11 protein-coding genes are annotated in these 12962 nt (G+C 69.2%); 2 read left to right on the top strand and 9 right to left on the bottom strand.

Annotation, left to right across the window (positions count from 1 at the left end; genetic code table 11):
- Positions 1-118: 118 nt before the first annotated feature.
- Entirely contained in the window at positions 119-1054 is a 936-nt protein-coding gene (locus AB4112_RS14055; protein ID WP_441720469.1) for a 2-hydroxyacid dehydrogenase, read from the top strand.
- A gap of 169 nt (positions 1055-1223) precedes the next feature.
- On the opposite strand, the gene AB4112_RS14060 is transcribed toward AB4112_RS14055, so the two are convergent.
- Genes AB4112_RS14060 through araD form a run of 3 tightly spaced genes read right to left on the bottom strand, consistent with a single transcriptional unit; the run spans position 1224 to position 4702 of the window.
- On the bottom strand, positions 1224-1943 hold the full coding sequence (locus AB4112_RS14060) for a ribonuclease activity regulator RraA (RefSeq protein WP_309802265.1): 720 nt from the start codon (positions 1941-1943) through the stop codon (positions 1224-1226).
- A 36-nt stretch (positions 1944-1979) separates the two neighbouring features.
- Positions 1980-2945, bottom strand: coding sequence for an SMP-30/gluconolactonase/LRE family protein (locus tag AB4112_RS14065; RefSeq protein WP_441720471.1), 966 nt, complete (start codon positions 2943-2945; stop codon positions 1980-1982).
- 14 nt (positions 2946-2959) lie between these two features.
- Positions 2960-4702, bottom strand: coding sequence for an L-arabinonate dehydratase (gene araD, locus AB4112_RS14070; protein WP_441720473.1), 1743 nt, complete (start codon positions 4700-4702; stop codon positions 2960-2962).
- 189 nt (positions 4703-4891) lie between these two features.
- On the opposite strand from araD, the gene AB4112_RS14075 reads away from it, so the two are divergent.
- On the top strand, positions 4892-5602 hold the full coding sequence (locus tag AB4112_RS14075) for a GntR family transcriptional regulator (protein ID WP_441720475.1): 711 nt from the start codon (positions 4892-4894) through the stop codon (positions 5600-5602).
- A 7-nt stretch (positions 5603-5609) separates the two neighbouring features.
- On the opposite strand, the gene AB4112_RS14080 is transcribed toward AB4112_RS14075, so the two are convergent.
- The 6 genes from AB4112_RS14080 to AB4112_RS14105 all read right to left on the bottom strand — a co-directional run bounded on the left by AB4112_RS14080 (position 5610) and on the right by AB4112_RS14105 (position 12926).
- Complete coding sequence (locus tag AB4112_RS14080; RefSeq protein ID WP_441720477.1) at positions 5610-6503, bottom strand: DMT family transporter; 894 nt, start codon at positions 6501-6503, stop codon at positions 5610-5612.
- 13 nt (positions 6504-6516) lie between these two features.
- Entirely contained in the window at positions 6517-7437 is a 921-nt protein-coding gene (locus tag AB4112_RS14085; RefSeq protein ID WP_441720479.1) for an SMP-30/gluconolactonase/LRE family protein, read from the bottom strand.
- A 152-nt stretch (positions 7438-7589) separates the two neighbouring features.
- Complete coding sequence (locus tag AB4112_RS14090) at positions 7590-9056, bottom strand: alkaline phosphatase family protein (RefSeq protein WP_441720481.1); 1467 nt, start codon at positions 9054-9056, stop codon at positions 7590-7592.
- Between the two features lie 141 nt (positions 9057-9197).
- Complete coding sequence (locus AB4112_RS14095; RefSeq protein WP_441720483.1) at positions 9198-10148, bottom strand: ABC transporter permease; 951 nt, start codon at positions 10146-10148, stop codon at positions 9198-9200.
- Positions 10149-10156: 8 nt separating this feature from the next.
- The gene (locus AB4112_RS14100; RefSeq protein ID WP_309802253.1) at positions 10157-11221 is read right to left on the bottom strand and encodes an ABC transporter permease; all 1065 of its coding nucleotides are present in this window, start codon (positions 11219-11221) and stop codon (positions 10157-10159) included.
- A gap of 157 nt (positions 11222-11378) precedes the next feature.
- A complete protein-coding gene (locus tag AB4112_RS14105; RefSeq protein ID WP_441720485.1) occupies positions 11379-12926 on the bottom strand; it encodes a sugar ABC transporter ATP-binding protein in 1548 nt (515 codons plus the stop codon).
- Positions 12927-12962: the final 36 nt, after the last annotated feature.

Below are 12962 nucleotides of genomic sequence, written 5' to 3' on the forward strand. Positions count from 1 at the left end.
CGTCAGCAAGGCAGCGCGTTGCGGAGATGCGGCGATATCAGCGGGAAGGCCTTGAATCGTCCGATGTAGACGATAGGCTGGGCGCGCCCGCGAAGCCGGGACACCGAGAGGAAGCGTCATGACCAAACCCGTCGTCCTTGCGCTGGCAGGGCTGATGCCCGGACCCTTCGCCGAGCTGGAAGCGAATTGCACCGTGCACCGGCTGTGGGAGGCGGCGGACAAGGAGGCGCTGATCGCGCGCGTCGCGCCGGAGGTCCGCGGCATCGTCACCGGCCCCGGCGTCTCCGCCGAGTTGATGGACCGGTTCCCGGCGCTGGAGATCATCGGCAATTTCGGCGTCGGCTACGACAAGGTCGATGTCGGCCATGCCAAGATCCGCGGCGTGCGCGTCACCAACACCCCCGGCGTGCTCGATGACGAGGTCGCCGATCTCGGCCTGCTGCTGATGCTGGCGACGGCCCGGCGTCTCTGCGTCGGCGACCGCTTCGTCCGGTCCGGGAAATGGACCCAGGGCGGCCTGCCGCTGGCCCGCAGCCTGCGCGGCAAGCGCCTGGGCGTGGTCGGCATGGGGCGGATCGGCCAGGCGGTGGCGGAGCGGGCGCAGGTGTTCGGCCTGTCGATCGCCTGGCACGGGCCGCGGGCCAAGCCCGACATCGCCCATCCCTATTATCCCGACCTGGTGGCCCTGGCCCGCGACTCCGATGTGCTGGTGCTGTGCTGCCCGGGCGGCGCCGCCACCCACCACATCGTCAACCGCGCGGTGATCGAGGCGCTAGGCCCCGACGGCATCCTGGTCAACATCGCCCGCGGCACGGTGGTGGACGAGCCGGAGCTGGTTGCCGCCCTGACCGACGGCCGACTGGGCGCCGCCGGCCTGGACGTGTTCGAGCATGAGCCGAAGGTGCCGGAGGCGCTGTACGGCCTCGACAACGTGGTGCTGCAGCCGCATGTCGGCAGCGCCACGGTCGAGACCCGCAACGCCATGGCCGACCTCGTGGTCCGCAACCTCCTGGCTCATTTCGCCGGGAAGCCGCTGCTGACGCCGGTGGCCTGAGGCCGAAAGCGCGGTCTCCGTCGAAGGAGTCCCGATTGCCTCTCCCGCCTGGCGGGAGAGGTCGGGCTCACGCAATGAGACCGGGTGAGGGCTGGTCCAGGCCTCGACAAAGAACCCTCACCCGGAGCCGCTTCGCGCCTCCGACCTCTCCCGCAATCGGAGCAGCGGCTCAGCGCCCCTTCGCCTTGCGCCAGGCGGCGAAGTCGAGCTTGGTCTGGTCCTCGGTGGCGGGGTAGAGGCCGAGGATCGAGCGGCCCTTCATCACCTCCTCGGTGACGAAATCCTCGAAGGCGGTCATCTCCACCGCCTCGTCGGCGATCTCGTCGGCGATGTCGGCCGGGATGATCACCACGCCTTCGCCGTCGCCGACCACGATGTCGCCGGGGAACACCGGCGCGTCGCCGCAGCCGATCGGCACGTTGATGTCAAGCGCCTGGTGTCGGGTCAGGTTGGTCGGCGCCGCCGGGCGGTTGTGGTAGGCGGGGATGCCCAGCCTGGCGATCTCGGGCGAATCGCGGAAGCCGCCATCGGTGACCACGCCGGCGACGCCGCGCATCATCAGCCGCGCCACCAGGATCGACCCGGCCGAGGCCGCCCGCGGGTCCTTGCGGCTGTCGATCACGAACACCGCGCCCGGCGGGCAATCCTCCACCGCCTTGCGCTGCGGGTGGGCGCGGTCCTGGAACACGCTGAGCGGGTTCAGGTCCTCGCGCGCCGGGATGTAGCGCAGGGTGAAGGCCTCGCCGACCATCGGCTCGCCGGCCGGGTTCAGCGGATGGACGTCCTGGATGAACTGGTTGCGCAGGCCGCGCTTGAACAAAGCGGTGGTCAGGGTCGCGGTGCTGACGGTCTTCAGCTTGTCGCGGGTTTCGGGCTTCAGTTTGGTCACGTCTGGTCGTCCTTGCTGGAATGGTCGCCCGGGCGGTCAGCCGCCGATGGCGCCCTGGGTGTTGACGTAGAGGGCGTAGACCGACTGGCTGGCGGCCATGAACAGGCGGTTGCGCATCTCGCCGCCGAAGCACAGGTTGGCGCAGCGCTCGGGCAGGGCGATCCGGCCGATCGGCTTGCCCTCGGGGTTGAAGATCATCACCCCGTCGAGCTCCTCGCTGCCCATGCCCCAGCCGCACCACAGGTTGCCGTCGACATCGACCCGCATGCCGTCCGGCGTGCCGGGGCCGGCGTCGATCAGCACCCGGCGGTTGGCGATGCGCCGGCCGCCATCGACCACGTCGAAGGCGGCGATCAGCCGGTTCGGCACGGCCCTAGATTCGACGAGGTAGAGGATCGATTCATCGGGCGAGAAGGCGAGGCCGTTCGGCCCCCGGATGTCCTCGGCGACGACCGCCAGGGCCCCGGTCTCCGGATCCAGCCGGTAGACGTTCCCCGGCAGCTCCGCCTCAGCCTTGCGGCCCTCGTAATTGCCGGCGATGCCGAAGATCGGGTCGGTGAACCAGATCGAGCCGTCCGACTTCACCACGATGTCGTTGGGCGAGTTCAGCCGCTTGCCGTCGAAACGGTCGGCCAGCACGGTGATGCTGCCGTCATATTCGGTGCGGGTGACGCGCCGCCCGAGATGCTCGCAGGTCACCAGCCGCCCCTGGCGGTCGCGGGTGTTGCCGTTGGCGTTGCTGGACGGCTTGCGGAAGGCGCTGACCGCCCCGGTCTCCTCATCCCATTTCAGGATGCGGTTGTTGGGAATGTCGCTCCACAGCAAGGCCCGGCGGTCGCCGAACCACACCGGCCCCTCGGCCCAGCGGCAGCCGGTGGCGATGCGCTCCACCGCGGCGCTGAAGATCCGGTAGGGTGCGAAGCTGGGGTCGAGCACCTGCACCGCCGGATCGGGGTACCGGGTCGACGGAGCCCATCCGCCCGTTTCATCCTGTCTGCTCATGGCCGGGCTCCGCTTCAGAAAATGTCGGGTTCGACCACCGGCGCGCCGAAGCCGGTCTCGAGGAAGTCGAAGTCGCAGCCCTCATGGGCCTGGCGGATGTGCTTGTTGAACATCCAGCCATAGCCGCGCTCGTAGCGGGCCGGCGGCGGCGCCAGCTCGGCCCGGCGGCGGGCGAGTTCCTCCTCCGACACCTCCATGTCGAGGCGACGGGCGGCGACGTCGAGGGTGACGAGGTCGCCGGTGCGCAGCAGCGCCAGCGGGCCGCCGACATAGGATTCGGGCGAGACATGCAGGATGCAGGCGCCGTAGCTGGTGCCGCTCATCCGCGCGTCGGAGATGCGGACCATGTCGCGGATGCCCTGCCTCACCAGCTTCTTCGGGATCGGCAGCATGCCCCATTCCGGCATGCCGGGGCCGCCCTGAGGCCCGGCGTTGCGCAGCACCAGCACGTGGTCCGCCGTGACGTCCAGGTCGTCGCGGTCGATCGCCGCCTTCATCGCGGGATAGTCGTCGAACACCAGTGCCGGGCCGGTGTGCTTCAGGAAGCGCGGCTCGCAGGCGCTGGGCTTGATGACGCAGCCATCCGGCGACAGGTTGCCGCGCAGCACCGCCAGCGCGCCCTCGGCATAGACCGGGTTGTCGATGGGGCGGATGACATCGTCGTTGTGGATCTCGGCATGGGCGATGTCCTCGCCCAGCGTCCGGCCGCTGACGGTCAGCGCGTCGAGATGCAGATGGTCGCGCAGCCGCGACATCAGCCCGGGCAGGCCGCCGGCATAGAAGAAATCCTCCATCAGGTACTGGTCGCCGCTGGGACGGACATTGGCGATCAGCGGCACCACCCGGCTGGCGGCGTCGAAATCGTCCAGCGAGATGTCGCAGCCGGCGCGGCGCGCCATGGCGACGACATGGATGATGGCATTGGTCGAACAACCCATCGCCATCGCCACCGCGATCGCGTTCTCGAAGGCGGCGCGGGTCTGGATCTTGGCCGGGACCAGGTCCTCCCACACCATCTCGACGATGCGGCGGCCGCAGGTCGAGGCCATGCGGATATGGCCGGCATCGGCGGCCGGGATCGAGGAGGCGCCGGGCAGGGTCAGCCCGATCGCCTCGGTGATCGCGGTCATGGTGCTGGCCGTGCCCATGGTCATGCAGTGGCCATAGCTGCGGGCGATGCCGCCCTCGATGTCGACCCAGTCCTGGTCGCTGATGTTGCCGGCCCGGCGCTCGTCCCAGAACTTCCAGGCGTCGGAGCCGGAGCCGAGCACCTTGCCCTTCCAGTTGCCGCGCAGCATGGGGCCGGCGGGCATGAAGATCATCGGCAGGCCGGCGCTGGTCGCGCCCATCAGCAGGCCGGGGGTGGTCTTGTCGCAGCCGCCCATCAGCACCGCGCCGTCGACGGGGTGGGAGCGCAGCAGTTCCTCCGCCTCCATCGCCAGCATGTTGCGGTACAGCATGGTGGTCGGCTTGACGAAGCTCTCCGACAGCGACAGCGCCGGCAGCTCCATCGGGAAGCCGCCGGCCTGCAGCACGCCGCGCTTCACATCCTCGACCCGCTGCTTGAAATGGGCGTGGCAGGGATTGGCGTCGGACCAGGTGTTGAGGATCGCGATCACCGGCTTGCCGGCCCATTCCTCCGGCGCGTAGCCCATCTGCATGGCGCGCGAGCGATGGCCGAAGGAGCGCAAATCGTCCGGCGCGAACCAACGGGCGCTGCGGAGCGTGTCGGGGGTCTTGCGGGGGGTGTCGGTCATGGCTCGCTGCCGTCTGGAGGGATCGGTGGCTGGGGCGCGGGATCGGGTCTGCAGGCCGCCCCAGGACGCTCTGTGCGGTCGCGTTGAAACACTAATGCATTAGTGCATCGACGGTAAACCCGCTATCATCGGGTCGATACGCGCCAAGGCCCGTATTGACCCGAGGGATGAGGAGGGATTGCTGCACCGATGACCGTCACGGCGATCCAGCCCTTGCCGCTCGACCGCGCCCGCCAGGCGGCGCCGCAGGTGTTCGAGCGGCTGCGCGAGCAGATCATCGCGCTGACGCTCGCGCCCGGCACGGTGCTGGCGCGCAACGAGCTGATGGCCCAGTTCGGGGTCAGCCAGACGCCGATCCGCGACGCTCTCCTGAAGCTGGCCGAGGAAGGCCTGGTCGACATCTTCCCGCAGCACGCCACCGTGGTCAGCCCGATCGACCTGCCGGCGGCGCAGCAAGCGCATTTCCTGCGCCGGTCGGTGGAGCTGGAGGTGGTGCGGACCCTGGCGCTGCGGGCCAGGGAGTCGGGGGCGGACCGGTCTTTCGTGCCGCGGCTGCAGGCGCTGATCGCGCGCCAGCGCGGCATGCTCGACGCCCAGGATTTCGAGAGCTTCGCCGAGACCGACCAGTCGCTGCACCGCCAGCTGTGCGAGGCGGCGGAGGTGCCGGACCTGTGGGCGCTGATCCGCAGCCGCAGCGGCCATCTCGACCGGCTGCGGCGGCTGCATTTGCCGGTGCCGGGCAAGGCCCAGTCGATCCTGGACGACCACGCCCTCATCCTGGCGGCCATCGCCGATGGCGACGCCGACCGGGCGCAGGAGGCGCTGCGCCAGCACCTGTCCGGCACGCTGGCGCAGGCCGACGAGATCCGCACCAGATTCCCGGACTACGTCAGGGGATAGGTGCCGTTCATTGACCGATCGACCGGTCAGGGATCCGCTGTTCCCGCCACCAGACATAGGCGCCGGCGGCGACGATGACGGCGCAGCCCAGCAGCGGTCGCGCGCCGATCACGTCGCCGAACACCACCCAGCCGAACACGAGGCCGTAGATCAGCTGGCTGTACTGGAACGGCGCCAGGGTGGAGGCGGGGGCCTGGCCGAAGGCCGCGATCAGCAGGCTGTGCGACAGCAGCCCCAGCAGCCCCATCGCCACCATCAGGCCCCAGCCGGCCGCGTCGGGCGGCGTCCAGACGAAAGGCTGCGCCAGGCTCAGCACCACCGTGCCGACCAGCGCGGTGATGAACAGGGTGGTGCGGGGATCCTCGCCCTCCAGCCGCCGCGTGGCGACCAGGCCGATCGCCCAGAACAGCGCCGACCCGAAGGCGACCAGGCCGCCGAGAAGGCCGACGCCGTCGCCGCTGGGCCAGACGATGATCAGCATGCCGGCGAAGCCCGCCGCCACCGCGGCCCAGCGGTGCGGGCCGACATGTTCGCCCAGGAACACCACCGACAGCACGATCACCAGCAGCGGTGAGATGAAGTTGATCGCGAACAAATCGGCCAGCGGCATCAGGCTGAAGCCGAGGATCGCCAGCACGGCGGAAGCCAGCAGCGCCAGGGCGCGCCCCGCCTGCAGCGCCGGCCGGGACGTCGCGGCCATCCGCCGGAAACAGGACGGCCCCGCGATCACCAGCATCGGCAGCGCATGGAAGGTGTAGCGCGCCCAGGTCACCTGGATCGGGTCGTAACTGCCGGTCAGCGCCTTGGACACGGTGTCCATGGTGGTGAAGCTGCCCATCGCCGCCAGCATGAGCAGCATGCCGGCGGCGGGGGCGGCCGCGGTCCGCGGCAGGGCGGTCATGGCCGGTGGGAGGTCAGGGCGTCTGCACGCCCCGCGTGTTCAGGTAGACCGCGCGCAGCGAGGTGGTGGCGCATATGAACAGGCGGTTCTTCTTGACGCCGCCGAAGCAGACATTGGCCACCACCTCCGGCACCTTGATCTTGCCGATCAGCGTGCCGTCCGGGGTGTAGCAATGCACGCCGTCGGCGGCGCTGGTCCAGATGTTGCCGTGATGGTCGACGCGGAAGCCGTCGAACAGCCCGGCGGTGCAGTCGGCGAACACCTCGCCGCCGGCCAGGGTGCCGTCGTCGCGGACCTGGAAGCGGCGGATGTGCTTCGGCCCGTCCGGGTCGTGGCTGGCGCCGGTGTCGGCGATGTAGAGCAGCTTTTCGTCGGGCGAGAAGGCGAGGCCGTTCGGCTTGACGAAGTCGGTGGCCACCGTCTTCAGCGCGCCGGAGGTCGGGTCGAAGCGGTAGACGTGGCAGCCATCCTGCTCCAGCTCCGACTGGTGGCCCTCATACTCCGACAGGATGCCGTAGGACGGGTCGGTGAACCACACCGTGTCGTCCGACTTCACCACCACGTCGTTCGGCGAGTTCAGCCGCTTGCCGTTGTGGCTGTCGGCCAGGACGGTGACGCGGCCGTCATGTTCGGTGCGGCTGACCCGGCGGCCGCCATGCTCGCAGGACACCAGGCGGCCCTGGCGGTCGCGGGTGTGGCCGTTGGTGTGGTTCGACGGGTTGCGGTAGACGCTGACGCTGCCGTCGGTCTCGTCCCAGCGCATGATCCGGTTGTTCGGGATGTCGCTCCACAGGAGGTAGCGGCCGTCGCCGAACCACACCGGCCCTTCCGACCAGCGCAGCCCGATGTCGCTGGCCAGGACATCGATATGGACATTGCCCATGACATAGGACGCGAAGCGCTTGTCGAGCACCTCGAAACAGGGGTCGAGCATTTCCGGTTTCCTCCCGTCGTCCGAGCTTGGGGCTCGGATCGCCTCAATGATCGGACATAACTGGCCGGAGTGTCGCGTCGGCCGTGCCGCCCGTCAACGATTCAGCACGGGAGGAGGGCACCGCGCAAACGGGCGATGCCCTCCCGGCCATGTTATTTCCCGAGTCCCGGCAGGACCGATGTGCCTTCCTGCCTGACCGCGGCGAGCTCCGCCGGATCCAGCCCGAGCGCCGTCAGGATCGTGGGGGCGATCTCCGCGGTCTGCGCCGGCTGGGTGACCACGCGGGCGCCGATGCCCGGCCCGGAGACCAGCAGGGCGACGTTGGTGTCATCGGGGTTGGTGCCGCCATGCTCCGCGATCTTGGTGCTCTTGGCGCCCTTGTAGACCACGCCGATCCGCGACTGGATGGCGATGTCGGGCGCCCGGGAATCGGTGGCCGGATCGGTCAGCCGGGCGGCCAGGGCCGGACCGGTGAAGATCTCGCCGATGCCCAGTTCGTCCTGGTGGGCGGTCAGGGCCGCCACCGCCTCCGCAGCCTTGCCCTGGTCCTTGAGCCAGATGTAGGTCGCGTCGTCGGCGATCTCGAAGGCCAGGTTGCCGCCGATGATCTTGCCGTAGGCGGCGTCATCGATGCCGACCGTCCGGCCCGGCTGGATCGGCGACTGGCCGTGTTTGGCGCTGATGATGACGAGCGTGGAGTCCAGAAGCTTCCGGGTCGCCAGGGCCTGGACGATCGAACCGATCGACCGGCTGGTGTGCAGGATGGCGTCCTCGAGGCCGGGGCTCGGCGTCGCCTGCGCGTCGAGATAGCCCGCTCCGGCACTTTTCTGGCCGACGCTGACCGCCTGGAAGTTCAGGCCCAGGATCGTCGGGACGTCGGCCGCCCGCGCCCCGTCGCTGGTCTTGCCGTTGATCTCGTTGATCACGGCGGTGACCTTAAGATCGTCATTCGCCTCGGTGGCGGGAACCGTGGTGCCGGCCGACTGGACCTCCGGCGTGTACAGATCCTCGACGCCCTTGCCCGACGGCCCGTTGACCAGGTCGTAGGCCGGGTGCTTGTCCGCCCAGGCGGTGTGGCCGCCATGGCCGCGGATCACGTCGAAGACCGTGTTCACGCGCAGGAAGCTGTGCGGGTAGACCGGCTGGCAGCCGTTCTTTGGGTCGCGCGGCAGCCGCGCCGGGTCGATCGCCACCCCGCCATGCTTGCCGGCGCCGCCGTCGAGGGCGGTGTCGTCATAGTCGAGGTCCTCCGTGAACGCCGTCTCGGTGCCGACCGTCGAACAGTCCGACCCCGGCGGCGACAGCGTCCGATCGTAGGAATCATCATAATAGACGCCGGTCGAGCGCGGCGTGCCGCCGGTGATCTGCGCCAGGAGGCCCGGGAACGAGTCGGACGGGATCGGGGTCGCCGCGTTCACGTACCGAGTGCCCTTGACGGCAAGGGCGGCGAGCGGCGCGTCGGGATGGGCGGCGATCAGGTTTTCGAGATCGACGGCATGCAGGCCGTCGACGCTGATCAGCAGGACATGGCGGACGGGATCGGCCTGCGCCTGGCCCGATCCGATAAGCGCGGCGCCCGCCAGAACAGACGTCGCCAGCAGCCGATTGAGCATCGTCATAACCCGACCCTTTTGGGAAAGCATTTGTGAGGCCGGGATCATTCCACCGGCCCATGACAGATTTGTTGCTGCCGGGCCGACTATTCGGAACATTAACTAATGATAACCTGGAGCCACGTGGCGTGGCGTGGCGTCGGTCGGTCAGGCCGCGGCCCGGCCGCCCCGGCCATACAGCACCAGCATCAGGATGATGACGAGGCCGTAGATGATCTGCCGCCCGGCCTCGGGCATCTGCATCACCGACAGCACGCTCTGCAGCAGCACGATCAGGATGGTGCCGACCACGGTGCCGGCATAGCGGCCCTGGCCGCCCAGGATGTTGGTGCCGCCGATCACCACCGCCGCGATCGAGGGCAGCAGGTAGGTGTCGCCCATCGCCTGGTAGGCCTTGCTGGAATAGCCGGCCAGCAGGATGCCGGCGAGGGCGGCGCAGAAGCCGCACAGCACGAAACCGCCGACGATCACCAGCCGGGTGTTGACGCCGGAGAGGTAGGCCGCAGCCTCGCGGTTGCCGATGGCGTAGATGTAGCGGCCCATCGGCATGCGGGTCAGCAGGAACACCAGGGCCAGGGACAGCAGGATCCAGACGAACACTGCCATCGGGATGCCCAGCAGCTCGGTCTTGGCCAGGAACTCCATCGGCGGGGTCGCCATGCTGGTGGGCGAGAAGCCGCCGGTCAGCATCACCATCAGCCCGCGCAGCACGGTGTTGACGCCGAGGGTGAAGATCATCGACGGCACCCTGAGGAAGGCGACGCCCAGGCCGTTGAACAGCCCGACCAGCATGCCGACGCCCAGCCCGACCGGGATCGCCTCCGGCCCGCCGACCGCGGTCGCCAGCATGGCGGAGGCGGTGATCGTCCAGGGCACCGACAGGTCGATATGGCCCATCAGGATGACCAGCATCATGCCGGCCGCGATCACCCCCATGAACGACGCGACCTTGAGCTGTTGCAGCAGGTAGGTCGGCGAGAGGAAGGTTGCCGTGCCCTGGGTGATCATGGTGTAGGCGGTGCCGGCCATCAGGATCAGGATCACGAAGCCGCAGGCCACCAGGATCGGCCGGTCGACGGAGCGGAGGAAAGCGGTCATCGCGGTCCCTAGCCGAACAGATGCAGGCGGTTCTTGACGCTGAACACCCGGGCCGCGCCGATCGAGACGGCGGCCAGCAGGATCACGCCTTCGAACAGCGGCTGCAGCAGCGGGTTGGCCAGGAAGGCCAGGGCGCTGTCCTCCGGCACCACGCGGAAGCAGAAGGAGATCGCGCGCAGCACCATGACGCCGACGATCGAGGCGACGGCGCCGCCCGACCCGCCGAACAGCGAGGTGCCGCCGACCACCACCGCGGCGATCGAGTTCAGCGTGTAGGTGCCGGCCATCGAGGTGTCGGCGTTGCCGCTGCCGGTCTGCAGCGCCAGATACACGCCGGCCGCGGCGGCGAAGAAGCCGGACAGGGTGAAGGCGGCCAGCTTCGACCGGTCGATGGCCACGCCCGACATGAACGCCGCCTGCTCCGACGACCCGATGGCGTAGCAGCCGCGGCCGGTCACCGAATTCTTGAACGGCAGCCACACCAGCCCGACCATCAGCACCGCCAGGATCACCGGCACCGGGATCGCCTGGATGGCCTGGAACCAGCCCGGCAGGTCGCCGCCCCACCAGCCATAGGTGTCGGCCACGTCGAACAGGGTGTTGGACGCGGCCCAGGACAGGTCGGCATCGACCGCGCCGCCGGGCGTCGGCCGCAGGAACAGGGCGATGCCGATGAAGACGGCGCCGCTGGCCAGCGTGGCGATGATCGGCTGGATCCGGCCATAGACCACCAGCGCGCCGTTGACGAAGCCGGCCAGCACCCCGGTGGCGAGGCAGAGCACGACGCCGAGGGCGAGGTCCCAGCCGGTCCCGGTCAGGAGATGCGAGGCCAGGCAGTTCACCAGCGTCATCAGGGCGCCGACGGAGAGGTCGAGGCCGCCGAGCAGGACCGGCACGGTCTGCGCCATCGCCACCAGGGCGAGGGTGAAGGTCTCGTTGACGTTCTGGGCGATGACGTCGGCGCTGCCGCCGCGCGGGTGGTAGGCCGAGTACAGGCCGTAGAACAGGACGAACAGGCCAATCGCCAAAAGAAGGCCGCGATCGCTCGACCATCGGCGCATCGCGGCGGTCAAGTGGAGCTTCCCCGCAAGGCACACCCCCCACCGTCATTGCGAGGAGGCGAAGCCGACGAAGCAATCCATCGAGCCGTTCGCGCGGCCCGATGGATTGCTTCCCCCGGCTCAAGGCCGGGGTCGCAATGACGATCTTCGATGTTTTTCTGAGGTCCGGTCATGCGGGCATCGCCTCCGGCATCGCGTCGCCTGGGGCCAGGTTCAGGGCGCTGGCGACGATGTTGGTCTCGGTGATGTCCTCGCCCTCCAGGGTCCGGATCACCCGTCCGCCATATAGGATCATCACCCGGTCGCAGCAGCCGATCAGCTCGTCATAGTCGGTCGAATAGAGCAGGATCGCCGTGCCGGCATCGGCGAGGTCGCGCAGCAGCTGGTAGATCTCCTGCTTGGTGCCGACATCGATGCCGCGGGTCGGGTCGTTCAGCAGCACGATCCGCGCATCGGTCAGCAGCCATTTGGCGATGACCACCTTCTGCTGGTTGCCGCCCGACAGCGTGCCGACCGGGGCCGAGGCCGAGCCGAGCTTGATCTTCAGCGCCTCGACCATCCGGTCGATCCCGGCGCTTTCCTTGCGCCGGTCGACGGCCAGGAACTTGGTCATGCCGCCCAGCGCGGCCAAAGTGATGTTCTCGCCCACCGACATCGGCAGCAGCAGGCCCTCGGTCTTGCGATCCTCCGGGATCAGCGCCATGCCGATGCCGGCGCGCTTGGCACCGCGGGGGCTGCCGATCCGGCAGGGCTTGCCGTCGATCAGGATGTCGCCTTCGACGCCACGCAGCACGCCGAACAGGGCCAGCAGCAGGTCGCGCTGGCCCTGGCCGTCCAGCCCGCCCAGGCCGACGATCTCGCCGCGGCCGACCGTCAGCGAGATGTCGGCCAGGCGGTCGGTCCAGCGCAGGTTGCGGGTCTCCAGCACCGGCGTCGGTGCCGCGGTCCTGGCCGGCTTCGGCGGATACACATTGTGGATCTCGCGGCCGATCAGCATGTGCACCACCTCGTCATTGGTGCGCGCGCCGGCCGGGAAGGTGTCGATGTGACGGCCGTTGCGGAACACCGAGCAGGTGTCGCACAGCGCCTTGATCTCCGGCATGCGGTGGGAGATGTAGAGGATGCCCAGGCCGTCGCGCCGCAGCTGGTGCAGCAGGGTGTAGACCTTCTCGACATCCGCCGCGGTCAGCGCCGAGGTCGCCTCGTCCAGGATCAGCAGGCGCGGGTCGCGCCCCAGCGCCTTGGCGATCTCGACCATCTGCCGCCGCGACAGGGGCAGGGCCTTGACCGGCATCCGCGGGTCGATGTCGGCGCAGCCGACCCGGGCCAGCAGCTCTTCCGCCCGCCGGCGCTGGCCCCGCTGGTCGATCAGGCCGAACCGCGTGGGCGGCCGGGTGATGCAGATGTTGTCGGCGACCGACAGATCCGGCATCAGCGACAGCTCCTGGAACACGCAGACAACGCCGGCCGCATTCGCCGCCTGGGGCGAGGCGAAGCTGATCGGCCGGCCATCGACCTGCATCTCGCCGGCGCTGGGCTGCACCACGCCCGATATGATCTTGATCAGCGTGCTCTTGCCGGCGCCGTTCTCGCCCAGCACGCCGTGGATCGAGCCGGGGCGGGCCGCGAAATCGACCTCGCGCAGGGCGTGCACGCCGCCATAGTGCTTGCTGACCCCGGCCAGACGCACCAGTGGCGGCGTGTCGGCTGCACTCATCGGCCCGTTCCGGAAGTTGCGACAGTGACTGGAAAC

It is taken from the genome of Inquilinus sp. 2KB_23, from assembly GCF_052115705.1.
In the GTDB taxonomy this organism is placed as follows: Bacteria; Pseudomonadota; Alphaproteobacteria; order DSM-16000; family Inquilinaceae; genus Inquilinus; species Inquilinus ginsengisoli_A.

Bases quoted from the DNA above. Each gene is read 5' to 3' on its own strand.
- AB4112_RS14055 (WP_441720469.1), top strand. From the start codon at position 119: ATGACCAAACCCGTCGTCCTTGCGCTGGCAGGGCTGATGCCCGGACCC.
- AB4112_RS14065 (WP_441720471.1), bottom strand. From the start codon at position 2,945: ATGAGCAGACAGGATGAAACGGGCGGATGGGCTCCGTCGACCCGGTAC.
- araD (WP_441720473.1), bottom strand. From the start codon at position 4,702: ATGACCGACACCCCCCGCAAGACCCCCGACACGCTCCGCAGCGCCCGT.
- AB4112_RS14075 (WP_441720475.1), top strand. From the start codon at position 4,892: ATGACCGTCACGGCGATCCAGCCCTTGCCGCTCGACCGCGCCCGCCAG.
- AB4112_RS14080 (WP_441720477.1), bottom strand. From the start codon at position 6,503: ATGACCGCCCTGCCGCGGACCGCGGCCGCCCCCGCCGCCGGCATGCTG.
- AB4112_RS14085 (WP_441720479.1), bottom strand. From the start codon at position 7,437: ATGCTCGACCCCTGTTTCGAGGTGCTCGACAAGCGCTTCGCGTCCTAT.
- AB4112_RS14090 (WP_441720481.1), bottom strand. From the start codon at position 9,056: ATGACGATGCTCAATCGGCTGCTGGCGACGTCTGTTCTGGCGGGCGCC.
- AB4112_RS14095 (WP_441720483.1), bottom strand. From the start codon at position 10,148: ATGACCGCTTTCCTCCGCTCCGTCGACCGGCCGATCCTGGTGGCCTGC.
- AB4112_RS14105 (WP_441720485.1), bottom strand. From the start codon at position 12,926: ATGAGTGCAGCCGACACGCCGCCACTGGTGCGTCTGGCCGGGGTCAGC.